Raw genomic sequence first — 23,426 nt, 5'->3', positions numbered from 1 at the left:
TCATTCCGCCGTCGCGCTGAACGCGAATGTCACCGCCACTTTCGGGTCCAGCCCGGTCGAACTGTCGCCATTGCCGACGCCAAAGGGCAGGCGGGCGATGCTGGCTGATCCGCTGACCTTGCGGATCTTGCCGCTGCCCGACAGGGTGAAGCGGATCGTCTGGGGCTTGGTCACGCCCTTCATCGTCAGCGTGCCCGCAGCGCGGTAGGCGTTGGGGCCGGTCCGTTCCGCGCCCTTGACCGTAAAGGTCGCGGTCGGGTGGGCGGCGGTGGCGAAAAATTCCTCGCCCGGCAACATCCCGTCCTTGTAGGCGTCGCCGACGCTGGCGCTCGCCATGTCGATGGTGACGCGGATGTCGGCGCTTTCGGGATGGTCCGGGTCCATGGCGATGGCGGCGGTCCACTTGCCGAAGCTGCCCTTGATCGTCTCGCCATCATTGCCGACTGCAAAGCCGATGCTGCCGCCCGGTTGCACCGCCCATGTCGGCGGCGGGCCGATGGGTTCCTCCACGGCAGCAACGGCATTTTCGACGGGCGGGGCGGCATTGTCCGCATCCGCGATATTGGCGACGGGCGCTTCGTCTGCTTCTGCGCTGTTGCCGACGGGCGCGGCAGGCTCGGCTCTTGGCGCGGCCGGGGCGGGCAGGATCGCCTTGCCGACGACCAGCCCCAGCGGCACCAGCGCAGGCAGCGGGAACAGCAAGGCGGTCGAGCGCACCGGCATCATCCGCCACATCAGCCCGTCGCGCAGCTGGACATGGTGGCGCAGCGCTCCGGCGACATGGAGCATCACCAGCGCCACGCCGATCCAGCCGAGCAGGCCATGGGCCGCCTCCGCCGCTTCATGGGCGTTCGCGCCCAGCGGCAAATGGGGCAGGGGCAATACGCCAAAGAGCAGGGTCGGCACCTTCACCTTCGCGCTCGACACCAGCGCCCATCCGGTCAGCGGCGCGCCCAGCATGAAGAGGTAAAGCCCGACATGGACGCCTTTGGCCAGCGCCCCCTGCCACCCGCCCTCGACCGGGGCGGGGCGGGGCTTCCAGTAACGCACCGCGACGCGGATCAGGGTCAGCGCCAGCACGGTGATGCCAATGGACTTATGCAACTGATACAGGGCAAAGCCGCGCGCGCCCAGATCCTCCAGCGCCCATCCCACGCTGATCTGGAATGCGATCAGGGCGGCGATGGCCCAGTGCAGGGCGATGGCGATCTGGCTGTAACGCGGCATGGGCGGGTTCTCCTGCGTGGGCGGCGCGCAATCTATGGCTCGATGCTGCCGCCGTCCATCGCGCCGGTAGAAACGGACTGTTGCCCGTCATCGCCCCAGTGGTCGAGGATACGGGTGACGCCCATGTCGGCGGTGACATTGCCGACCGTGCGGAAAATGTCGGGGACGGTTTCCACGGCGAGCAGCAGCGGCAATGCCTCCACCGGCACGCCCATGGCGAGGCAGATGGGGCCGGTGGTGGTGAAGAAGGTGATCTGGCTGGGCAGGCCGACCGCAGCGAGGCTGACGATGGCGGCGACCAGCACGCCCATGACGAGCTGCGCCGGGCCGATGGCGACGCCGTTCATCGCCGCCACATACAGCGCCACGCCCAGATTGGCGGGCGGGCTGGTGATGCGGAACAGCGATATGGCGAGCGGCAGCACGATGGCGCGCGTCGACGCCCGCACCGCCAGCGCGCCGTCGCTCGCCTGGATCATCGCGGGCAGCGAGGCGATGGAGGATTGCGTGGAAAAGGCGATGGCCTGCGCAGGGAAGGCGGCGCGGGCGAAGCGGCCCGGCGCGATCCGCCCCAGCATTACCACCATCGGGTAGAGCAGCAGCGTCACGACGACGCACAATATGACGATGAAGGCGATATAATGGAGCAGCGCCCCGGCGGTGGCGATGCCCGACCGGCTGCCCGCGACCAGCGCCAGCGCGAATACGCCGATGGGCGCCAGCCACAATACCCACCCGACCAGCACCAGCAGCGCGTCGACCAACGCGGCGAACAAACCGTTGAGTCTTTCACGCGCTCCCGGCGCGATCCGCGTCACCGCAAAGCCGAAGGCAAGGGCGAAGAGCACCACGGCGACCACTTGTCCTTCGCTCGCGGCCTTGATCGGATTGGCGGGGATGAAGCCCAGCAGCCATTCGGCCGAAGGGCGCACATCGCCCACATCGCTGGCCGGGCCAGCGCCCGCAAGCGCCGCCACCGCGCCCGACGGCACCGGCCACCAGTGGAGCAGCAGCGGGCCGATCAGGGCCGCCACCGCCGCCGATCCGGTCAGCAGCACGGCGAACAGAGCGATGGCGCGCCCGGCGACGCCGCCGCCCCGCGCGCTCTGCGTCGCCTGTGCGACGCCCGTGACCAGCAACGCGAAGATCAGCGGGATCAGCGGCATTTGCAGGCCGTTGAGCCACGCCTTGCCCACCGGCTGGGCGATGGCGATGGCCTGCGCATCCAGCGCGCCGCCCCATTCCGACAGGGCTATGCCGATGGCGAGGCCAAGCGCCAGCGCGATGAGGATACGGACGGTCAACGACATGGACAGAAATTCCCCCGGATCGTCGGCATCGCTCCCCCGATTTTTGCCCACCCTAAAAGACGGATGGCAAAAAGAAAGCCCGGCAATCGGATGATTGCCGGGCGAGACTGGCGCGCGACTGGGAGCCTACGCCGGTTGGATATTGCCGGTCAGCGTTTTTCCGGCGGCAAAGTGATCTTCACATTCTCGCCATTCTGGCCGGGAAAGTTGGTGAACATGGCGTCGATCAGGTTCGGCACCAGATAGGTGAGCTTGTTCGACAGCGACTGGGCGCTGGCCTTGCCCTCGAACAGGCGGCGGCTGTCGGCGGCGCGGTCGATCTTCATAGTCAGGTCGCTCGAATAGACGGTGTAGCTGGTGACGTCGCCATAGCCAGCCCCGCCGAACAGCCAGGGATCATAGAAGCCATAGCCCCATGGGCGGCCCCAATAGCCGCCATAGCCGAAACGGCCGCCCCAGCCGGGCCCCCAGCCCGGACCCCATCCGGCCCCGCCAAAGCCGGTCGAGCGAACCTTCTCCTTGCCGGTGTCGACTTCATAGGCGACGCGCACGATCAGGTCCGCTGCCGCGGGATCGCTGGCGGGCACATAACCGGTCTGGCGCAGCCGTTCGCCGACCAGATCAGCATAATGGGCAAATTCCAGCCCGCCGGCCAGTTTGGGATCGTCGGCGACGATAGTGAAGCTTTGCCCTGCGGGGGCAGGCAATTGCTGGAAGCGGGCCACATCGGCCTTGAACGGCGCGGCGCAGCCCGATAGCGCCATCAGCGCCAGTGCGGGCGCGGCCATCCATCCGAACGTCTTGAAACCGATCATGTTTTTCGAGTCCCGTAACAGGCCGAACCGACCCTTTTCTGTTGTGTGCGCTCTGCAATAGCAAAACGCAACTGAACATGATTTGAACGCTGCGACAGGAAAGGCGAAAACGGCGCCGCGCCCGTCCCAGCTATGACGCCGCAACGGGGGTAAAACCGTGGCCACCCATTGCTTTTTTGTTCGACAGGCTGGCCTTGCCCGTCGACAGGTTCAGCGCATCAGGCCCATCGCGTCATAGGCGGCGCGCAGGGTCGGGTCGGCGGCGGCCGATGCCCTGGTCGCGCCCTTTTCGAGGATGGCGTCGAGTGCCGCGTCGTCGCCGCGCAGTTCCAGAAAGCGGGTGCGGATGGGGCGCAGGGTTTCGACCAGCACTTCGCCCAGCGCCGGCTTGAACGCGCCGAAACCCTGGCCCGCGAAGCGCGCGCAGATGGCGTCGGGCGCTTCGCCGGACAGGGCGGCGAGGATGCCGATCAGATTTTCGGCCTCCGGCCGACCCCCCAGCCCCTCCGCCGATTCGGGCAGCGGTTCGGGATCGGTCTTGGCCTTGCGCACCTTCTGAATGATGGCGTCGTCATCGTCGGTCAGGTTGATGCGGCTCATGTCGCTGGGGTCGGACTTCGACATTTTCTTGGCGCCGTCGCGCAGCGACATGATGCGGGCGGTGGCGCGCGGGATGATCGGCGCGGGCAGGGTGAACAGGTCGACGCCGAAATCGGTGTTGAACTTGGTGGCGATGTCGCGCGCCAGCTCCAGATGCTGTTTCTGATCCTCGCCCACCGGCACATGGGTTGCGTTGTAGACCAGAATGTCGGCGGCCTGAAGCACGGGATAGACGAACAGGCCGACCGATGCGCCCTCGCGGTCCTTGCCCGCCTTGTCCTTGAACTGGGTCATGCGGTTGAGCCAGCCGATCCGCGCGGTGCCGTTGAGGAGCCAGCAAAGCTCGGCATGGGCGGGCACGCGCGCCTGGTTGAACAATACGCTGCGATCCGGGTCGATGCCCGCCGCCACCAGCGCGGCGGCCATGTCGCGGACGTTGCGGATGCGCTGTTCGCGTGCCTCATGCACGGTGATCGAATGCATGTCGGCGAGGAAGAAGAAGCACTGGCTGCCCGGCTCCATTTCGTCCTGCATCCGCACCCAGTTGCGGATCGCGCCCAGATAATTGCCAAGGTGCAGGCTGCCGGTGGGCTGGATGCCGGAAAGGACGCGCATGTCTGTGTTCAACTCGCTCTGTGCGGGCGACGCAGGGCCGCGCGCAATTCTGAAAGGGAATAGGCCCGGAAGATCAGGGCCGCCGCCCCATAGACCAGACCGCCAAGCCCGCACAACAGGCCAAGCGCTACCACCCGTTCGACCAGACCGGCGGCCATGTGCGGGTCAACCAAGGGATTGAGGAACCACAAGGCCGCGCCCATCACCGCGCTGGCCGCCACGATGCGCAGCCCCTTGGCGCGGAACCGCGCGTCCATCCGCAACTGGTCGCGCCGGTGAAGCAGCCAGTAAAGGACCAGAACATTGACCCAGGCGGCGATGGCGGTGGAGATGGCGACGCCGACATGGCCGAATGGCCAGATGAGCGTGAGGTTGCCGACGAGGTTGAAGAGCATGGAAAAGACCGCGACGCGCACCGGGGTCTTTGTATCCTGCCGCGCGTAAAAGCCGGGGGTCAGCACCTTGATGAGCACATAGGCAGGGACGCCGACGGCAAAGGCGGCGAGCGCGCCCGCCGCGCCCACCGTATCGGCGGCGGAAAAGGCGCCATGTTGCAGCAGACCGCGGATCAGCGGCGTCGCCGACACGCACAGCGCCACGGCGGCGGGCAGGGCCAGGAACAGGGCCAGCTCCATCGCCCGGTTCTGGGTATGGCTGGCCGCTTCCTCATTACCCGAACCGATCTGGCGCGACAAGGCGGGCAGGATCGCCGTGCCCACGCCGATGCCGATCAGGCCCAGCGGCAACTGGTTGAGCCGGTCGGCATAATAGAGGTAGCTGACCGCGCCCTGCGGCAGGAAACGGGCGGCGAGGCTGGTGGAAATCAGCAGGTTGAACTGGATCGCGCCCGCCCCCAGCGCCGCCGGGCCGATCAGCGCCAGCAGGCGGCGGACCGGCGGCGACAGGCGCGGCGCGCCAAGGCGCAGCACCACGCCCGCGCGGCGACAGGCCCAGATCAGCCAGAGCAACTGCATCGCGCCCGACACGGTGACGGCGATCGCCTGCGTATAGGCGGTTTCGACCGGGGTTGCGCCGCGAAAGAACAGGATGGCGACGATCATGCAGATGTTGAGCAGCACCGGCGCGGCGGCGTTGACCCAGAAGCGGTCGAGCGAATTCAATATCCCGCCCAGCAGCGAAACCAGGCTGATAAGCGCCAGATAGGGGAAGGTGATCCGTGTGAGGTTGACGGCGAGGTCGAATTTTTCCGGGCCGCCATCGGGAAAGCCGCCGGTCATCGCCCAGACGACAGGGGCGGACAGCGCCATCATCAGGCCGGTAAAGACCACCAGCACCGGAAAAAGCACCGACAAGATCTGGCTGGCGAAGGCGATCGCCGCCGCCTTGCCGCTGCCCGGTTGATCCTGATCCCCCTGCGCCATGGTGCGGTTGAACATCGGCACGAAGACGGCGGCGAAGGCGCCCTCGGCAAACAGGGCGCGGAACAGGTTGGGCAGCCGCCAGGCGATCAGGAAAGCGTCGGACGCCAGCCCCGCGCCCAGAAAGCGCGCGACCGCCATGTCGCGCACCATGCCCAGCACGCGGCTGACCAGCGTCAGGCCGCCGATGGTGGACGTTGCTTTCAGCAGGCCCATGGCGTCATGCTTTCGACCGTTCGCGTCGCGGGAGAGATTCTAACGGGCGACGCGAACGGCATGAAGGGTGCGTCAGGCGTTGCCGAGCGGCTCGCCCGCTGTCTGCGCCATCGCTTGCGCCTGCTGCATGTAGAGCGCGCCGAAATCGATGGGGTCGAGCAGCAGGGGCGGAAAACCGCCGTCGCGCACAGCATCGGCCAGCACGCGGCGGGCGAAGGGGAAGACGAGGCGCGGCGCTTCGGCCAGCATGAAGGGCTGCATCTGGTCTTCCGGCACGTTGCGCATCCCGAACAGCGCGGCGTAAAGCAGTTCGACGGCAAAGGCGGTGCCCTGCGGCGCGACGGCCTTCACTTCGATCTTCAGCGACACTTCGATGACTTCATCGCCTACCTTGTCGGCGCCGATATTGAACTGCACGTCGATATTGGGCTGGTCCTGCCACTGATATACGGCCGGAGCGTTCGGATTTTCGAACGACAGATCCTTCACATATTGGCTGATCAGCGCGATCTGGGGCGAATGATCGGCGCCATTGGGGGCCGTAACGGTGATGGTGTCGGGCTCGTCGGCCATCGTGAAAAATCCTGTCTATACCCTGTTGTCGCTTCATGCGGCAGTCGATGCCGACATGACCGGCGCGCTTAGCAGGGCGGGCAGGACAGGGCAATGGCGTCGCTTCGGCTCCGGCATGGCGCCAATGGATGATCGTTCATTTGAATCTGCGGGCAAACATGCCTATGTTAAGCCTTCCAAGGTCGAAAGAAGGGTTCCCGCCCCCGTGTATGTGATCGTCATCCTCGCCATGGTCGCCGGTTTTCTGGCATTGCGGCTCTATTCCGTGCTGGGCAAGCGCACCGGCCACGAACAGCAGCCCGCGCCCCGGACGGCGGATGAACGGCCCAAGGTGACGGTGCTGCAACCCCGCGCGGCGGGGGACGTGGCTACGGACAACGTGCGCATTGCCGACGGCCTGATCGCGCCGGGCGCTGAAGCGGGCGTGCGCGCCCTGATCGCGGCCGACCGCACGTTCGACGTGCCGCAATTCGTGGACGGCGCGCAGAGCGCCTACCGCATGGTGCTCGAAGCTTTCTGGCGCGGCGACAAGGATGAACTGGGCTGGCTGTGCGACGCCGATGTGCTCGGCTCCTTCGTCGAAGCCATCGACGCGCGCGAGGCGGAGGGGCTGACCCTCGACAACCGCGTGGTCCGCATTGAAAAGGCGCAGATCGTCGAAGCTGGCCTCAACGGCCGGATCGCGCAGGTCGCCCTGCGGTTCGAGGCGGACATCGCCGCGGTGACCCGCGACAAGGACGGCAATGTCGTTGCCGGGTCGCTGACCGATGCGGTCGGCACCAAGGACATCTGGACCTTCACCCGCGATATTCGCAGTTCTGACCCCAACTGGAAGCTCAGCGAAACCGACGAGGCTGCATGATCTTCCGTCGTGCGGGCGCCCTTGTCGGCGCTCTGTGGCTGTCGGCTTGCGCAGGCGGCATGATACCGCCGGGTTCGTCGGTCCCGCCTTCGCCGACACCTCCCCCAGAAGCTACGCGCCCGGTTCCCTCGACGCCCCGGCCGACGCTGCCTGTCGCGCCATTGCCGCTCGACTTGGTGGAACCCGGCACGGCGGCGGCGGCTGGCGTCACCCTGGGTCCATCCGTTGCCGAACTGGTTCCGTCCGGCGAAAAGGCGGTGCAGGCCTTGCGCGCCTTCAAACTCTCCTGCCCCTCGCTAACCCGGCGCACCGACCAGAGCGGCCTCACGCGCGGCAGCGACTGGAACAGCGCCTGTTCGGCCGTGGCAAGCTGGCCGGAGGCGACCGCCGCCGAATTTTTCGCCCGCTATTTCGAAGCGGTGCAGGTGGGTGACGGCGCGGCTTTCGTCACCGGCTATTATGAGCCCGAAATCGCCGGGTCGCGCGTGCGCCAGCCAGGCTACGAGGTGCCGATCTATCGCCGCCCCCCTGACCTGATCGACGTCGACCTTGGTCAGTTCAGCGACAGCCTGAAGGGGCGGACGATCCGGGGCAAAGTGGACGGCGCCAAGTTAGTCCCCTATGACGAACGGTCGCGGATTGTTGCGGGCGCGCTTGCCGGGCGCGGGCTGGAACTGGCCTATGCCGCCGATCCGATCGAATTCTTCTTCCTTCAGGTCCAGGGCAGCGGTCGGCTCAACCTCCCCGACGGCGGCGTCATGCGCATCGGTTATGACGGGCAGAATGGCCGCGACTATACCGGCATCGGCAAGCTGATGAAGGATCGCGGGCTGATCAAGGCCGGGTCGATGCAGGACATCATGGCCTATTTGCGCGCCAACCCCGCCGAGGGCGCGGCGATCATGAACGAAAACAAGAGCTTCGTCTTTTTCCGTGAATTGACCGGCTCCGGCCCCATCGGCGCCATGGGCGTGGCGGTGACGGGCGAGACGAGCCTGGCCGCCGATCCCAAATATGTGCCGCTGGGCGCGCCCGTCATCCTGTCGCTCGACCGGGCCGAACCCAATGGACTGTGGATCGCGCAGGACACCGGCGGCGCGATCAAGGGCGCCAACCGGTTCGACAGCTTCTGGGGCGCGGGCGCACGGGCGCGGGGCATAGCGGGCGGCATGTCGGCGCGGGGCAGCGCGTTGCTGCTGCTCCCCATCGGCAGCTATGCCCGGTTGACCGCGCGCTGACCGGGCGATGGCGCGGCGGGGCCTTTCTCCCGAAGAACAGACTCTGTGGGACGCGGTTGCGCGCACGGTCAGACCGATCAAGGGCCGGCGCGTGCTCAGCGCCCTGCCTGCCGCACCACCCCCGTCCATAACGGCGCCTCCTCCGAAGCCTGCCTCCACACCAACGGCCAGGTCAAAGCCTGCGCCCGGGCCGGCGCGCGCACCCGCGCCGGTGCTCGACAGTGGGTGGGAAAAGCGCATTCGCGGCGGCACGCTCGTCCCCGACATGGCCATCGACCTTCACGGGCACAGCCTCTCAGCCGCGCATGTCCGGCTTGATCGCGCGCTGGCGCAGGCGCGGGCGCAGGACGTGCGCATCCTGCTGGTCGTCACCGGCAAGCCCCGGCCGCGCGACGGGGGGATGGGCAGCGGCCAGCGTGGCGCCATCCGCTCGGAAATCGGCCACTGGCTGCATGGCAGCGCCCATGCCGACGCCATCGCCAGCGTCCGCGTCGCCCATCCGCGTCATGGCGGCGACGGCGCGCTCTACATCATCTTGCGCCGCAAAAAAGGTTGACGCTTCTGCCCCGCCACTGACGGAATATTAACCAGCTTCCTTCAAAAATGGTTGGCAGCATAGGTGACGATCAGGGCGCGAAAGGCGGATTCAGGGCGGATGCAGGGCGTGACATTGACGAGCCGCGCCGCCGCATTTGCCGCAGGAGCCGGGGCACTCGTCTTCATCTTATCATTGGTCCTGGGCTATGGCGCGGGCGGCGAAGACGACCTTTTGACGGTTGGCCGGTCCCTCATCATCGCCATTTTATGCGGCACGATGAGCTGGGCGTCGACCCAGCGGACCGTCGCCACCACAGCCGCGGCCATTGACGACGCGACCGAACGGTTGATCTGCGCCGCCCATGGCGACCTGCAATCGCCGATTCCAGCCAGCATTGGCCGCGAGATGCCCGAACTGGGCATCGCGCTGGAGAGCCTGTTCAGTCAGGTTCGCACCAATCTGGACCATGTGCAGGCGCTGGCCCTGTTCGATCAGGTCACCGGCCTTGCCAATCGCACCAGCTTCTGCCGGCAGGTGGAGCGCATTCTGGCCGACCGGGATGACGGATCGCCAGCGGCGCTGTTCTTCCTCGATCTGGACGGGTTCAAGGCGATCAACGACACACTGGGCCATGCGGCGGGCGACCAGTTGCTGGCCCGCGTCGCCAGCCGCCTGCGCGAGGTGGTGATGGCGCAGGTTACGCAGGGCATGGGCGACGGGATTGTCGGCCGCCTTGCGGGCGACGAGTTCACCTTGTTCTTCCCCCATCTGCCCCACGCCGACGCTGCGCCGCGCATCGCCCGCGCGATCCAGTTCGCCCTGGGCGAACGGTTCGATCTGGGCAGTCAGCAGGTCGGCCTGGGCGCGTCCATAGGCATCGCCGCATATCCCGACCATGGCGATAATCTGACCGCGCTGCTGCGTTCGGCCGACATCGCCATGTATCATGCCAAGCGGGAAGGACGGGGACGGGCGGAGATGTTCTCCCCGGCGCTGGCGCTGGAGGCGTCTGATCGCGCCGAGATGGAGCGCGATCTGATGCTGGCGCTCGAACGTAATGAGTTCATGCTGGAATTCCAGCCTCAGGTCGATGTGGTGTCGGGCCGCGCGGTGGCGGCGGAGGCGCTGGTGCGCTGGGTTCATCCCGGGCGTGGCGACATGGTGATGCCCGGCGCTTTCGTGCCCCTCGCGGAGGAAAGCGGCGTCATCATCGCATTGGGTGACTGGGTGATGGGGCATGTTTGCGAAACGGCGACCCAATGGGCGCGGCGCGGCGTGGCGCAGCGTTTGACGATGAACATTTCCAGCCGCGAACTGGCGCAGGCCGATTTCTTCATGCGGCTGCGCCACGCCATGGCGACCCACAAGACGCCGCCAGCGATGCTGGAACTGGAATTGAACGAATCGATCGGGATGGATCTGCCCACCCGCGTGCTCGGCCAGTTGCGGGCCTTGCGCGGTGAAGGCGTGCGGGTCACCATTGACGAATTCGGCACAGGCTATTCCAACCTGTCGCGAATGAAGGATCTGCCCGTCGACCGGGTCAAGATAGACCGCAGCCTGGTGCGCGACATCGTTTCTTCCGCCGAGGCCCGGACCATCTGCGGCGCGGTGATCGGCCTGGTTCACGGTCTGGGGCTGGAGGTCGTGGTCGCGGGCGTCGAAAGCCAGGCACAGATCGATCTTCTCCGCGTGCTGGGCGTTACCCAGTTTCAGGGCTTTTATCTGGCCCGTCCCATGAATGAAGCGGACTATCTGGGCCGCTATGGCCGACAGGCGGTAGCCTTGCGCAGCGTGTGAGAGCCTGTCTCGAAATGCGCGGGAGAGCGCATTTCGGATGCGGCACCGGCCCTCACCCCCACCCGACCGCCCACAAAGTGTATCCTGGATGGGAGGTCGGGTGGGGGTGAGGCCGGTGCGGAAGCGCGACAAGCGCATTTCGAGACAAACTCTGAGGCGACCGCTTCTTCCCTGCGCCATTGTCAGCCGTCATGCCCGCGCGCTAAACGCCGTTCATGGCCATCGCTCTCAAAGTCACCCGATCCATCATGGGCCAGCCCTGGCATTGGCGCGGGCAGGGCGCTGACGCGCGCGAACCGGGCTATCGGCCCGATGACCTCATTGCCCAGTTGCTGATGGCGCGCGGCTGTTCGCGCGAGGAGGTGGAGCCGCATCGCCACCCGACCCTCCGCCATTTCATGCCCGATCCCAGCCATTTCCGCGACATGGATGCCGCCGCCGCACGGCTGGCCGATGCCGTCGAGCGGGGGCAGGATGTGCGGATATTCGGCGATTATGACGTCGATGGCGCGACCAGCGCCGCGTTGCTGGTGCGGTTGTTGCGCGACCTGGGCCTCCATGCCCGGCCCTATATCCCCGACCGCCTGATGGAAGGCTATGGCCCGTCGGGCGAGGCTCTGGTCCGGTTGCAGGGGGAGGGCGCCGAACTCATCGTTACCGTCGATTGCGGCGCGCAGGCGTTCGATGCGCTGGCGATGGCGCGTGACGCGGGCGTCGACGTGATCGTCGTCGACCATCATAAATGCGCCACCACGCTGCCCGCCGCACTGGCGCTGGTCAATCCCAACCGGCTGGACGAAAGCGAGGAGGCGGCCGTCCACGGTCATCTGGCGGCGGTCGGCGTCGCCTTCCTCCTGGGTGCGGCCTTGCTGCGCGAATTGCGGCGGCGGGGCTGGTTCGCGACCCGGCCCGAACCGCGCCTGATGGACCTGCTCGACATCGTCGCGTTGGGCACGGTGGCGGATGTGGCGCAACTGCGCGGGCTCAATCGCGCCTTTGTCGCGCAGGGGCTGAAGGTGATGGCGGCGCGCGCCAATATCGGCCTTGCCGCATTGATGGACGCCAGCCGGCTGTCGCGCGCGCCGCTGGCCCATGATCTGGGCTTTGCGCTGGGGCCGCGGATCAATGCGGGCGGGCGCGTGGGGAAGTCGGATCTGGGCGTGCGCCTGTTGACCACCGCTGACCCGGCGGAAGCGGCCGCCATCGCGGCTGAACTCGACCGGCTGAACGAAGAACGGCGCGCCATCGAATCGATCGTGCAGGAACAGGCCGAAGCATTGATGGCGGCGCAGGGCAATCGCGCCGTTGTGCTGGTTTCGGGGCAGGGTTGGCACCCCGGCGTCATCGGCATCGTCGCGGGGCGGATCAAGGAAAAGGCCGGACGACCCGCCATCGTCGTCGCTCTGGATGAAGATGGCGTCGGCAAGGGTTCCGGCCGGTCGATCTCCGGCGTCGATCTGGGGGCGGCGGTGCTGGCGGCCAGGGACATGGGCCTGCTGGTCGCAGGCGGCGGCCACGCCATGGCGGCGGGGTTGACCGTGGCGGCGGGCAAGGTTGAGGCGTTGGGCGATTTTCTGGACGAGCGGCTGGCGTCGGCGGTCGCGAAGGCGCGCGATGATCGCGCCCTGCTGATCGACGCGGTGCTGGCCCCCGCTGGCGTAAACCCCGATTTCGTCGCCGCGATCGAGGCGGGCGGTCCCTATGGCGTGGGCTGGCCCGCGCCGCGCGTGGCCGCTGGACCGATGCGGGTGATCAAGGCCGATGTGGTCGGCAACGGCCATTTGCGCGCCATCATGGCGGGCGACGACGGGCGCTCGATCAAGACCATCGCCTTTCGCCAGGCGGAAAGCGAGCTGGGTCAGGCGATATTGGGGGCGCCGCGCGACCGGCGCCTGTGGGTGGCGGGCCGCGCCAAGATCGACGATTGGGGGCCGCGACCGGCGGCGGAACTGCATCTGGACGATGCCGCCTGGGTCGATTGATCTGATTGAGCAATTTCCCAGCGCGGGGGGTTGACCGTTCGCCGGTCTGCCCGTAAAGCGCCCCTCGCTCCGATGCACTGCGGCTTGCCGCGCTGCCTCATGGCCCCTTCGTCTAGCGGTTAGGACGCGGCCCTTTCACGGCTGAAACACGGGTTCGATTCCCGTAGGGGTCACCACCTTGAATTCAGGTGGTTTTTTTGCCGGAGCCTTTAAAGTTCCCCCAAGCGGGTTGGGGAAACGTCCTTAGCTGATTTTTCGATTTCTGTTCAGGCTTGTTCGACCATTTTGCGTGTCATGCGCCTGCGCCCTTTACCCTGCCTTAACCATGCCTGCGCAAAGGTGCCGCTGCGCGCATTGATCGGATCCGGGGCATGGACGAGCTACTTCAGGAATTTATCTCCGAAACGCAGGAAACGCTGGAAGCCCTGGCGGGCGAAGTCGTGGCGTGGGAAGCCGACCCGGCCGACCGCGACCGGCTGGATGCCATATTCCGCTTTTTTCACACCGTAAAAGGGAGTTGCGGCTTCCTGAACCTGCCGCGTTTCGAGCGGCTCAGCCATGCAGCCGAAGACGTCCTCTCGGAAATTCGCGCCGGGACTCGCGGGGCGGACCCTGCGACCGTCAGTGCGGTCCTGGCGGTGATGGACCGCATCGGTGAACTGACGGAGGCGGTCGCGACCGGCACGGCGCTGCCGAATGAAAATGACGATTTTCTGATCGGGCAACTGGCCGAGCGTCAGGCCGAAGCCGCCCACCCAGAGGCGGAGCAGGCGCCCTTGGCGCAACCGCAACCGGGCGCCCCGCGTTCAGCGCCGCGCACCATTCGCCTGCCATTGTCGCTGATCGACCAGTTGATGAACGGCGTGTCCGACATGGTGCTGGCGCGCAACGAATTGTCCCGCAAATTGCGCGAACGGTCCGCCGATCCTGAACTGGACGCCGCTTTCGAAAGGCTCTCCAGTTGTGTCGCCGACATGCGCGACGCCATATCCAAGACCCGGATGCAGCGCGTCGACCGCCTGTTCGCGGCGATTCCGCGGATGGTGCGCGACCTGTGCCGCGACCTTGGCAAGCGCGTCGATCTGACGCTGGAGGGCGGCGACGTCGAAATGGACCGCGAGATGGTGGAAATGGTCGTCGACCCGCTCACCCACATCGTGCGCAACAGCATTGACCATGGCATTGAAACGCCCGAGCGCCGCCGCGCGCGCAGCAAGCCGGAAGTCGGCCAGTTGAAGCTCGCCGCGCGGCAGTCGGGCAACCAGATCGTGATCGAAATTGCCGACGACGGCGCGGGCATCGATACGCGCCGACTGGTCGACAAGGCGATCGGCGACGGCCGCCTCACCCCTGAAGCCGCTGGCCGGATGAGCGAGGCCGAAAAGCTGGAGCTCATTTTCCACGCTGGCCTCTCGACCGCGGAAAAGATCACAGCCGTGTCCGGGCGGGGCGTCGGCATGGACGTGGTGCGCGCCAATATCGAACGCATCGGCGGCAACATCGCGCTCGACAACCATCCCGGCAAGGGACTGACGATCATCCTGCGCGTGCCGTTGACGCTGACCATCATCCCGGGATTGATCGTGCGGGCAGGGGGGCAGCATTTCGCCATTCCACGGTCAGCCGTTGTCGAAATCCTGCATGACAACAATGAAATGCTGTCGGTCGATTCGGTCGGCGGCGCGCGTGTCGCCACCATCCGGGGCGTCCGTCATTCGATGATCGACCTGGAGGACGTGTTGGGCCTGCCTGTGCTGAACCAGCCGGGGCCGCGCGCCATCATGGTGGTGCGATCTTCCGCCGGAACACCCTATGCGCTGGGCGTGTCGGCGGTCGACAACCATGAGGAACTGGTCATTCGTCCCGCGTCGCCGCTGGTGATGGCGACGGGCGTTTATGCGGGCATGACCCTGCCCGACAATGGCCGACCGATGCTGCTGCTGGACGCCGGCGGATTGGCGCAGGCGATGGATCTGCCGACCATCGTCGATGATCGCGCCGTACGCGACAAGGCCGAACGGGCCAATGGCGATGCCTGCGAAGAGACGGTTGCAGCCCTGCGTTTCGAGGAGATTTCCGGCGAACGGCGCCTGTTGCAACTGTCGATGATCGAACGTGTGGAGGATATAGATCGTTCGCAATTTGGCCGTTCGGGCGGGCGTGCCTTTGTGCGGCTGGACGGGCGGCTGGTGCCGGTGGTCAACGGTCAGCATCGCTTCGACACGCCGCTGGTCACGGCGCTGCGCCTGCGCGACGGGGTCAGCGAAGCCTGCTATCCGGTCGCCGCCGTGCTCGACATCGTCGACATGCCGGTGACGCCCGACATGGTCGCCATGCACGGCATGGTCAGCGGCGTCGCCCTGATCGAAGGCGAACATCTGGAGGTCGTCAATCCCTTCGCGCTGTTCGCGTCGTTGCCGACCGATCCGATCAGCGATTGCGCGGTTGGCCGCTGCATATTGGCCGATGCCGACGATGGCTGGACGCGCGAGATATTGGCGCCGCTGTTGCGGCAGGCTGGGCACAAGGTGGCGATGGGCCTACCGATGGGCGAACAGCCTGACAGTGGCGACATCATTCTGTGCGCCAGCGCCGATGCGGGCGCGGCGGCCGAGCTCACCGGCAGGCCGGTTGTCCGGTTGCGCACATCGCCGCGACCTGTCGGGCCGGGCGACGCCAGCATTTACCGCTATGACTTTGACGGCCTGATGGCGGCGATCGCCGCTGCCGGGGGACGGAGGAACGGCCTGTGACGGATCAGCTATCTCTTCGCCACCCTTGCGGGCACCCGCGTCGCCATCGCCACTGACGAGATCGAGGCGGTGGTGAAGCTGACCGAAATCGCGCCCGTGCCGGGCATGCCGTCGCATGTCGCCGGGCTTTCGGCGCTACGCAGCCGCGTGCTGACGATCATCGACATCGCCGCGCTGATCCATGGCCATGCCACCCCCACCGATCAGCGCCGATTGGCGATCATCGCCAATATCAGCGGCCACAGCTATGGGCTGATGGTGGATGGCGTTTCCGACATCAACGCCGTCGATGGCGGGCCACAGCCGCTGCGCGGCCAGATCGCGCCGGAATGGCGCCCTTATGCGAGGGGGTTGGTCGATGGCGATGCGGGCGCCTGTCTGCTGGTCACCCTGTCCAGTTTCGTCGAAGCCGGGGTCTGGCCGCAGGCGGCCTGAGCGCCGCAACGCCATCGGCATTTACCAATCGCTTAACATTATTCGTTAGCATCACGGGGTTGTCGAAGCCGACACATCAAAGGGAAGCAAAATGAAAAACTGCCTCGTCGTCGATGATTCCAAGGTGATCCGCAAGGTCGCCCGCCACATATTGGAGTCGCTGGACCTGTCGGTCAGCGAAGCCGTCGATGGCCAGGATGCTCTGACCCAGTGCGAGGCAGGCGCGCCCGATGTCGTCCTGCTTGACTGGAACATGCCGGTGATGAGCGGCATGGAATTTCTGGAGGCGTTGGCCACGGCCAAGCTGGAGGCGCGACCCAAGATCATTTTCTGCACCACCGAAAACGGCATCGGCCATATCAAGGCCGCGGTCGAAGCGGGGGCGGACGAATATATGATGAAGCCCTTCGACCGTGAAACGCTTGAGAGCAAACTCGCCATTGTCGGGGTGATCTAGCGTCGGACCTTCCGCCTTCCCCCCAAAGTTCCCGGAAAGTCCCCCGTCATGTCGCCTTCCCTGTCACTCCCGATCGCTACGGCTGAAAAAGGCCCCGTGCGCGTTCTGGTGGTGGACGATTCTGTTGTTGTCCGCACGGTGATCGACCGGATATTGTCGGCCGAGCCCGGCTTCTTGGTGGCGCACAAGACCAACATGGCCGAACATGCGCTCACCTATCTGAAGGCGGAGACTGTCGATCTCATCCTGCTCGACATCGAACTGCCCGGACTGAGCGGGCTTGCGGCTTTGCCAGCCATGCTCGCGCAGCAGCCGGGCGCAAAGATCGTCATCCTTTCGGGCCATTGCGAGGAAGGCAGCGCGCCCGCGATGGAGGCGCTTGCACTGGGCGCCAGCGACATCGTCGCCAAGCCGGGCAGCGGCAGTTTTGGTCAGCAATTCCCCCAGGCGCTGATCGAGCGGCTGGCCCGTCTGTTCGATCCGGCATGCGGTCCCGATCCCTTGCCCCCTCCGGTCATGCGGCCCATCGCCGAACTGGGCAGCGCCCCCGTGGCCTGCATCGGCATTGGCGCCTCGACCGGCGGCATTCATGCGCTGGGACAGCTTTTCGCGGGGCTGACGGAGGCGCCAGGCGTGCCGGTGCTGGTGACGCAGCATCTTCCGCTCAGTTTTACGCCCTATTTCGTGCAGCAACTGGGCCGCATGACTTCGCTGCCCGTGCGCGTGGCCGAACAGGGCAACCTGTTGATGCCCGACACGGTCTATGTCGCGCCGGGCGACGCCAGCCTGTTGTGTCGGCGCGGGCTTCAGGGGCGGGTGTGCATCATGCTCGACCCCAAAAAGACGCCGATCGGCAACCTGCCTGGCGTTGACCCCATGTTCGCGTCGATGGCTGACGTCTATGGCGGCGGATCGGTCGGCATCGTGCTGACCGGGATGGGGCGCGACGGCACGGCGGGCGCGCGTCGCATCGTGGCGGCCGGGGGCTGCGTCGTGGCGCAGGATCAGGACAGCAGCGTCGTGTGGGGCATGCCCGGATCGGTGGCTGAAGCGGGCCTGAGTTGCGCCTTGATGGAGCCGGGAAGCATGATGCCCTTCATCGCCCACCGCGCGCAGCAGGCATCGCTATGATCGCGCGTCGAGAGGAGGGAGCGGCGCGCGAGGGCGTCAGCCGGGTATTGAACAGCCTGCTGGAGGCGCGGACGGGCCAGACATTGTCGGAAAATCGTTCCTGGCGCACCGACACGGCCTTGCGTCCAGTGTTGCGCGCCCATGGCTTCGCCAGCATTGACGCGCTGATCGCGCGCCTGCTGACGACGCGCGACGCCGCGCTGGAAGACGACGTCGTCAACGCGTTGTTGAACAATGAAAGCAGCTTTTTCCGCGACCTTCAGATTTTCGACATGCTGTATCGAGACATCCTGCCCGCGCTGCACGAGCGCAAGCGGGACCGGGTGTTGCGCATCTGGAGTGCGGGCTGTTCGACCGGACAGGAAGCCTATTCGTTGGCCATGCAGATCCGCAAGGATGCCGACCGGTGGAAGGGCTGGCGGATCGAGATATTGGCGACCGATATCTCCACCGCCGCGATCCAGCAGGCGCGCAGCGGCGTTTTCTGCCAGATGGATGTGCAGCGCGGGCTGGCGATCGGCGATCTGCTGAAATGGTTTGAACCGTCGGGCGACGATTGGAAGGCTTCCGACGAACTGCGCCATATGATCGATTTTCGCGCCGACAACTTGTTTGCTCCTCATGCCCCCCACGGCCTGTTCGACCTGGTTCTGTGCCGCAACGTGCTGCTGTATTTTTCGGCGGACAGGCGGCGCAAGGTGTTCGACCTTCTGTCCCGCCACACGCATGATCATGGAGTCCTGTTGCTGGGCGCGGGCGAAACGGTGATCGGGCAGAGCGACGACTTCATGGCCCATCCCGCTTTCAGGGGCGCTTATGGCCGCCGCCTGCCCATCATGCTGGAAGGATCGGCGGGTACGCGCCGCACGGGCTGAACCCTGTCATCCTGCTTGATCGGCTGCCCGCTCTCGGCCATGGTCGGCTTCCGGCGCATCGAGCCGCCGGTCATATCAGGGGACATGTGGCCCAGCGCCCGGTGCACGCGATGATAGAGACGCCTTCCCCCAATTTTGACGAGCGCAGCCTGCCCGTCTCGATGCTGGTGCTTCATTATACCGGGATGCCGGACGCCGCGAGCGCCATCAACTGGCTCGCCAACCCCGAAGCCAGGGTTTCGGCCCATTATGTCGTGACCGAGGATGGCCAGGTGGTGCGCATGGTCGACGAGACCAAGCGCGCCTGGCACGCCGGCAGGGCATATTGGCGGGGCATAGACGATGTGAATTCGGCCAGTATCGGCATCGAAATCGTCAATCCGGGGCATGAATGGGGGTATCGCCCATTCCCTGCCACGCAGATGGGCGCGCTCATCCCCCTGATCCATGACATTGTTCAACGCCACCGGATTACGCGCGGGAATATCGTCGGGCACAGCGATGTTGCGCCCGCGCGCAAGCAGGATCCGGGCGAGCTGTTTCCCTGGGGGCAACTGGCCCGACTGCGGCTGGCGCTGCCGCGACCGACGAAGAATTTGATGGATCCGCACTGGACTGATGGCGGCTTCATGCTGGCGCTGGAACGATTCGGTTACGACATCACCGACCCGCAGGCGGCGGTGATCGCTTTCCAGCGCCGGTTCCGCCCGGAAATGATCGACGGCATCATCGACGGCGAATGCCGGGCAATATTGCTGGCGCTGTTGCTGCCCAAGCCCATGGGTGACGAATAACCGGGTGACGGCGCTGGCGGACTGCGTTAAGGGGCGTGTCGCCAGAGGGCCGGGCGGCCGCGGCGTGGCGGGTAACTTCCACGGCGAGGAAAGTCCGGGCTCCACGAAATGACGGTGCCGGCTAACCGCCGGCTGGAGTGATCCAAGGGACAGTGCAACAGAAAGCAGGTCGCTAAGGTTTCGGCCCAGCGAAATTGAAAGGGTGCGGTAAGAGCGCACCGCGCCCCCGGCAACGGGCGGCGGCACGGTAAACCCCACCGGGAGCAAGACCGAATAGGGGCGGCGCGCAGTCGAAAGGCTGCTAGGCTTGTTTCGGCCGAGACCGCCCGGGTTGGTTGCTTGAGGGCCGGAGCAATCCGGCCTCTAGAGGAATGGTCGCCCATCCATGGCGACATGGTGGACAAAACCCGGCTTACAGGCCCTCTGGCAAACATGTTGCACGCTCGATAAGCGTTGAAAGATTGCAGATTTCAGGGGAAATAGTGATGCGCTTCGCAAAGGCCGCGATGCTCTGCGCGCCATTGATGTCGATGGCCGCCTATGCGCAGGAGCCTGCTGTCCCCGCAACGCAGACTGTCCAGCAAATGTTCGACGCGGCTGCCGCCGCCACCAATGTCGGCGATCATCAAAAGGCTCTGGCCATGCTGGAGGCGCTGGTCAAACGGGTGAAGAACCCACGCAGCCTGGCCATCATTCGCCTGCGGCAGGGTGTTGCTCTGACCGAATTGTCGCGCTGGAACGAGGCGCGCCCGCTGTTGGAAAGAGCTATAGCGGAACTGCCCGAGGATGATCAGAGCCTGGAAATTGACCGGGGTCAGGCCCTGCGCGCGCTGGGCGATCTGGAGATGCACCATCTCGATTATGAGGCTGCGCGAGCCTATTTTTACCGGGCTCTTGCCATACAGACAGATCCGTTGGAGCGGTTGGGCGCGCTGATTCGCGCAGCCCAGGCGGGCCGCTTCGTCGATGGCCAGAAGGCGCTGGCTGATGTCGACCAGGCGGTCGCTCTGGTTGCAAGCCATTTTCCCAAGGACAAGGCGCTTGTGGCGATGGTCGGCGCGGCTCGCGGGGATGTTCTGCTTAATCTCGGGCGGTTTGCGGAGGCGGAGACGGCGTTTGCCGCCTATGTCGCGGCAGAGGGCGGGTTGACCCGGAAGGTCGACTATCGCGATCTGGTGGCGCGATCCAACGCGTCAATCGCCGCGCTATTGGCAGGGCACCGGGACAAGGCGCGCCAATATCTGATTTATACCGGTGCCGGCCGGCTGCCCAAACAGGATTTCACGCTTGGCGCGGACATGCCCTTGCCCCTGTGCGGCGAGGAAGGGATTCGCCCGGATGACGTGGCGGTCGTGGAGTTTGGCATCAGAGACGATGGCGGCATCAGCTATTCGCGCCCGATCTATGGCTCGCGACAGGGCGCCATGCCGTTGATTTTTGCGCGTGCCGTGCAGCAATGGTCGTGGCGACCGGAGGAAGTCGCAGAGATCCCGGCGCTGTTCCGGATGGTGACCCGGCTCGAAGTGCGTTGTTCGGTCAGCGAGGGCGGACCATCGCTGGCCGATGGCGCGCGGACGGCATTTTTCGAATGGGTGGAGCAGAGGGGTGGCAGGCGTTTCGAGGTCGAGGCCGCTTCGGAAATACAGCGGCGGGCCTTGTTGGTCGCGGAGCTGGACCGGCTTCGCGCGACGGCGGGCAGTTCGAAGCTTTCGCAGGCGGCGGCGCTGTCGGACCTTCTGGAAAATCCGCTGGTCACCGGAGCGCAGGCCTTGGCCTATGGCGCGGCGCTCAAGGATCTGCTGGAGGAAGCGGGCGCGCCGCCACAGGCGCGCCTGTGGAGTGACTGGCTGATCCTGAGGAGCGATTACCGGGTCGACCTCGATCCAGCCCGCTATGCCAACGATGCGACGGCGCAGGGACTGGCGATGCTGATCAACTATGACCGCGCGACCCGGCGTCGCAGCCAGCGTAGCCAGGCGGCGCTGGAGGCGGTTCTGGGCGACAGCCGCTTGCCGCAGGACCATCCCTTGCGGACAGCGGCGCTCATTCGCCGGGCGGCGGCCAAGGTCGCGGACAAGGATATGGCCGGCGCTCGGGCGGATTATCTGGCCTCAGGGCTCACCGAACAGCAATGTTCCATCGTGGATGCGGCGCCCAAAATGAAATCCTTTGGCGGATCCAGCAGCGACTATCCGATGGACATGGTGATGGCTGGCATCGAAGGGTGGGCGCGGATGCAATATGATGTGTCCAGCCAGGGCAGCGCGCTTAATGTCCGCGCGATCGCAGCCTATCCGCCCATGATTTTCAGCGGAAATGCCACGAAGATGGTGTCGCGTTCCCGTTTCGAACCCAGCTACCGGCCTGCGGGCGGGCTGGCGTGCAGCGGTAGCCGGCATAGTATCCGTTTCATGATGCCGAACTGATGGCTTGCCGCGCCGCTGGCATTCGGGGCGAAGCTTCCCTAGGTAGGTTGGATGGCACGCAACAGCCGATCAAATGACTGGGGCTTTCCGCGCTGGCGGGGCTATGGGTCTTCGCGTGAGGCGCAGGCGGTGCGCCTGTGCGATCGCCATGGCTGCGACAGGCCGGGCGATTGCCCCGCGCCCAAATCGCCCAACAGCCCGGAACGATGGTATTTCTGTTCCGACCATGCCGCCGAATATAACCGGAACTGGGATTATTTTCAGGGGCTGGACAAGGAAGAGCGCGAGCGCCGCGAACATGATGAACGGCGCGACGCCAGCGGGTTCCAGTCCAGCGCCTATCATGGCTGGGGCGGGCCGGGCGATGGCAGCCGGTCGCGGGAGGAGCTTCATGCGCTCAAAGCCCTGGAGCTGGAAGCCGATGCCGATTTTGAGGCTGTGAAGAAAAGCTGGCGGCGGCTGGCCAAGGAATATCATCCCGACGTGAAGCCCGGCGATGCCGATGCCGCCGTGCGCTTTCAGGCGATCCAGGCTGCCTATGAAGTGCTGCGCGCGGCAGAGGAGCGGCGAACGTGGAAGCCGTCGAGGCCCGCAGGTTGAAGACGCATATCGCCTCCAACTGGGATCATGCGATCCTTGTCTGCCGCAAATGTTCCAAGAAGCTGGATGGCGGTTTCGGCCCGGACGGCAAGCAGAAGCTGGCCAAGGCGTTGCGTCGCCATCTGTCGCTGGGCAAGGGGCGCAAGGCGGCGGCGGGGATCGTCGAGGTGTCGTGCCTGGGCATCTGTCCCAAGGGCGCGGTGACGGTGGTCAACGGAGCCGCCAGCCGGGAATGGCTGTTGGTGCGGCCGGGCGCTGATCTGGATGAACTGGCGCGGGAACTGGCGATAGAGGATGAAGCTGTCGCCGGTTGAGCGGTTATGAAGCCTTGCGGCGCGGGTTGTCAGCGGCGGCCCTGATGAGCAGCGGATAGAGTATGCGATTTTCGCTGTCGACCCGGTCGGCGAGCGCGGTCAGCATCGCGCGCGTCTGTGTGCAAAAGGCGGACCATTCGCGCAGGATGCGATCATCCGACCAGGCGGTCATATAGCTGGAAAACCGCGCGGCCAGATCGCCCATTTCCTGTTGCAGCGCGGCGGCCGTCTTGCGCGTATCATCGTCGGACGAATGCACGGTCGCCGGATAAAGCAGCCTGTCTTCGAGCGCGAGGTGGGTCATCAACAGGCGGGCCAGTTGCCAGCGCAGGCGCGCAACCTGACGAGGCGCGCTTTCATCGCTGACCGCTTCACCCAGCTGCGCAGCGATCAGCGAGATTTCATCATGCTGCCGCCTCAGTTCCGCAATGTCCATCACTTGCCCCGTCTGCTCTGTATGGAACCATGGCGGGGCATGATTAAGAG

General features: G+C 65.8%; 22 protein-coding genes, 1 tRNA gene and 1 other RNA gene. 16 read left to right on the top strand and 8 right to left on the bottom strand.

Annotated elements, in window-relative coordinates; all coding sequences use genetic code 11:
• The 6 genes from GGR44_RS13440 to secB form a co-directional block, all read right to left on the bottom strand.
• On the bottom strand, window positions 1-1,227 hold the full coding sequence (locus GGR44_RS13440) for a YceI family protein (RefSeq protein ID WP_183956044.1): 1,227 nt from the start codon (window positions 1,225-1,227) through the stop codon (window positions 1-3).
• A gap of 32 nt (window positions 1,228-1,259) precedes the next feature.
• The gene (locus GGR44_RS13435; protein ID WP_183956126.1) at window positions 1,260-2,537 is read right to left on the bottom strand and encodes a dicarboxylate/amino acid:cation symporter; all 1,278 of its coding nucleotides are present in this window, start codon (window positions 2,535-2,537) and stop codon (window positions 1,260-1,262) included.
• Window positions 2,538-2,686: 149 nt separating this feature from the next.
• Window positions 2,687-3,352, bottom strand: coding sequence for a DUF4136 domain-containing protein (locus GGR44_RS13430; RefSeq protein WP_183956043.1), 666 nt, complete (start codon window positions 3,350-3,352; stop codon window positions 2,687-2,689).
• A gap of 210 nt (window positions 3,353-3,562) precedes the next feature.
• Window positions 3,563-4,567, bottom strand: a complete 1,005-nt coding sequence (trpS, locus tag GGR44_RS13425) for a tryptophan--tRNA ligase (protein ID WP_183956125.1) — start codon at window positions 4,565-4,567, stop codon at window positions 3,563-3,565.
• A gap of 8 nt (window positions 4,568-4,575) precedes the next feature.
• Complete coding sequence (gene murJ / locus GGR44_RS13420; protein ID WP_183956042.1) at window positions 4,576-6,162, bottom strand: murein biosynthesis integral membrane protein MurJ; 1,587 nt, start codon at window positions 6,160-6,162, stop codon at window positions 4,576-4,578.
• A gap of 72 nt (window positions 6,163-6,234) precedes the next feature.
• The gene (gene secB / locus GGR44_RS13415; protein WP_183956041.1) at window positions 6,235-6,735 is read right to left on the bottom strand and encodes a protein-export chaperone SecB; all 501 of its coding nucleotides are present in this window, start codon (window positions 6,733-6,735) and stop codon (window positions 6,235-6,237) included.
• 205 nt (window positions 6,736-6,940) lie between these two features.
• Here secB and GGR44_RS13410 point away from each other — a divergent pair, with 205 nt between their 5' ends.
• Genes GGR44_RS13410 through GGR44_RS13400 form a run of 3 tightly spaced genes read left to right on the top strand, consistent with a single transcriptional unit; the run spans window position 6,941 to window position 9,391 of the window.
• Window positions 6,941-7,597, top strand: a complete 657-nt coding sequence (locus GGR44_RS13410; protein ID WP_183956040.1) for a Tim44/TimA family putative adaptor protein — start codon at window positions 6,941-6,943, stop codon at window positions 7,595-7,597.
• Window positions 7,594-8,835: a murein transglycosylase A gene (gene mltA / locus GGR44_RS13405; protein ID WP_183956039.1), complete on the top strand. Its 1,242-nt coding sequence runs from the start codon at window positions 7,594-7,596 to the stop codon at window positions 8,833-8,835. The genes GGR44_RS13410 and mltA overlap by 4 nt, the downstream gene beginning before the upstream one ends.
• A 7-nt stretch (window positions 8,836-8,842) precedes the next feature.
• Complete coding sequence (locus GGR44_RS13400) at window positions 8,843-9,391, top strand: Smr/MutS family protein (protein ID WP_183956038.1); 549 nt, start codon at window positions 8,843-8,845, stop codon at window positions 9,389-9,391.
• A gap of 41 nt (window positions 9,392-9,432) precedes the next feature.
• Here GGR44_RS13400 and GGR44_RS17110 read toward each other — a convergent pair whose 3' ends face one another.
• Window positions 9,433-9,558, bottom strand: coding sequence for a hypothetical protein (locus GGR44_RS17110; RefSeq protein WP_281374273.1), 126 nt, complete (start codon window positions 9,556-9,558; stop codon window positions 9,433-9,435).
• Between the two features lie 7 nt (window positions 9,559-9,565).
• Here GGR44_RS17110 and GGR44_RS13395 point away from each other — a divergent pair, with 7 nt between their 5' ends.
• From GGR44_RS13395 to GGR44_RS13335, 13 genes are all read left to right on the top strand, one after another.
• Window positions 9,566-11,173, top strand: coding sequence for a putative bifunctional diguanylate cyclase/phosphodiesterase (locus GGR44_RS13395; RefSeq protein WP_246344652.1), 1,608 nt, complete (start codon window positions 9,566-9,568; stop codon window positions 11,171-11,173).
• A gap of 215 nt (window positions 11,174-11,388) precedes the next feature.
• Window positions 11,389-13,155 carry a single-stranded-DNA-specific exonuclease RecJ gene (gene recJ, locus GGR44_RS13390; protein WP_183956036.1) on the top strand — a complete coding sequence of 589 codons (1,767 nt, stop codon included), beginning with the start codon at window positions 11,389-11,391 and terminating at the stop codon, window positions 13,153-13,155.
• A 101-nt stretch (window positions 13,156-13,256) separates the two neighbouring features.
• Window positions 13,257-13,331 (top strand) — tRNA-Glu (locus tag GGR44_RS13385).
• A 195-nt stretch (window positions 13,332-13,526) separates the two neighbouring features.
• Window positions 13,527-15,908: a chemotaxis protein CheA gene (locus GGR44_RS13380; protein ID WP_183956035.1), complete on the top strand. Its 2,382-nt coding sequence runs from the start codon at window positions 13,527-13,529 to the stop codon at window positions 15,906-15,908.
• A 3-nt stretch (window positions 15,909-15,911) separates the two neighbouring features.
• Window positions 15,912-16,343 (top strand): chemotaxis protein CheW, encoded by a 432-nt coding sequence (locus GGR44_RS13375; protein WP_183956124.1) that lies wholly within the window; start codon window positions 15,912-15,914, stop codon window positions 16,341-16,343.
• 91 nt (window positions 16,344-16,434) lie between these two features.
• Window positions 16,435-16,800, top strand: coding sequence for a response regulator (locus tag GGR44_RS13370; RefSeq protein WP_183956034.1), 366 nt, complete (start codon window positions 16,435-16,437; stop codon window positions 16,798-16,800).
• A 48-nt stretch (window positions 16,801-16,848) separates the two neighbouring features.
• The gene (locus GGR44_RS13365; RefSeq protein WP_183956033.1) at window positions 16,849-17,931 is read left to right on the top strand and encodes a chemotaxis protein CheB; all 1,083 of its coding nucleotides are present in this window, start codon (window positions 16,849-16,851) and stop codon (window positions 17,929-17,931) included.
• Window positions 17,928-18,806 carry a CheR family methyltransferase gene (locus tag GGR44_RS13360; RefSeq protein ID WP_183956032.1) on the top strand — a complete coding sequence of 293 codons (879 nt, stop codon included), beginning with the start codon at window positions 17,928-17,930 and terminating at the stop codon, window positions 18,804-18,806. Before GGR44_RS13365 ends, GGR44_RS13360 begins: the two co-directional genes overlap by 4 nt.
• A 110-nt stretch (window positions 18,807-18,916) precedes the next feature.
• Window positions 18,917-19,600: an N-acetylmuramoyl-L-alanine amidase gene (locus tag GGR44_RS13355; protein WP_183956123.1), complete on the top strand. Its 684-nt coding sequence runs from the start codon at window positions 18,917-18,919 to the stop codon at window positions 19,598-19,600.
• A gap of 41 nt (window positions 19,601-19,641) precedes the next feature.
• Window positions 19,642-20,031, top strand: an RNA gene (rnpB, locus tag GGR44_RS13350) — RNase P RNA component class A.
• Window positions 20,032-20,085: 54 nt separating this feature from the next.
• Window positions 20,086-22,026 carry an energy transducer TonB gene (locus tag GGR44_RS13345; RefSeq protein WP_246344676.1) on the top strand — a complete coding sequence of 647 codons (1,941 nt, stop codon included), beginning with the start codon at window positions 20,086-20,088 and terminating at the stop codon, window positions 22,024-22,026.
• 51 nt (window positions 22,027-22,077) lie between these two features.
• Window positions 22,078-22,626 carry a J domain-containing protein gene (locus GGR44_RS13340; protein ID WP_183956030.1) on the top strand — a complete coding sequence of 183 codons (549 nt, stop codon included), beginning with the start codon at window positions 22,078-22,080 and terminating at the stop codon, window positions 22,624-22,626.
• Window positions 22,623-22,940 (top strand): (2Fe-2S) ferredoxin domain-containing protein, encoded by a 318-nt coding sequence (locus GGR44_RS13335; protein WP_183956122.1) that lies wholly within the window; start codon window positions 22,623-22,625, stop codon window positions 22,938-22,940. The genes GGR44_RS13340 and GGR44_RS13335 overlap by 4 nt, the downstream gene beginning before the upstream one ends.
• Window positions 22,941-22,944: 4 nt before the next feature.
• Here the strand turns inward: GGR44_RS13335 and GGR44_RS13330 are convergent, their stop codons facing one another.
• A complete protein-coding gene (locus tag GGR44_RS13330) occupies window positions 22,945-23,376 on the bottom strand; it encodes a hemerythrin domain-containing protein (RefSeq protein WP_183956121.1) in 432 nt (143 codons plus the stop codon).
• Window positions 23,377-23,426 lie beyond the last annotated feature (50 nt).

This window comes from Sphingobium fontiphilum (assembly GCF_014196635.1).
GTDB lineage: Bacteria > Pseudomonadota > Alphaproteobacteria > Sphingomonadales > Sphingomonadaceae > Sphingobium > Sphingobium fontiphilum.
Note: the sequence above shows the minus strand (reverse complement) of the source record. Positions and strands in the feature narration are given on the sequence as shown.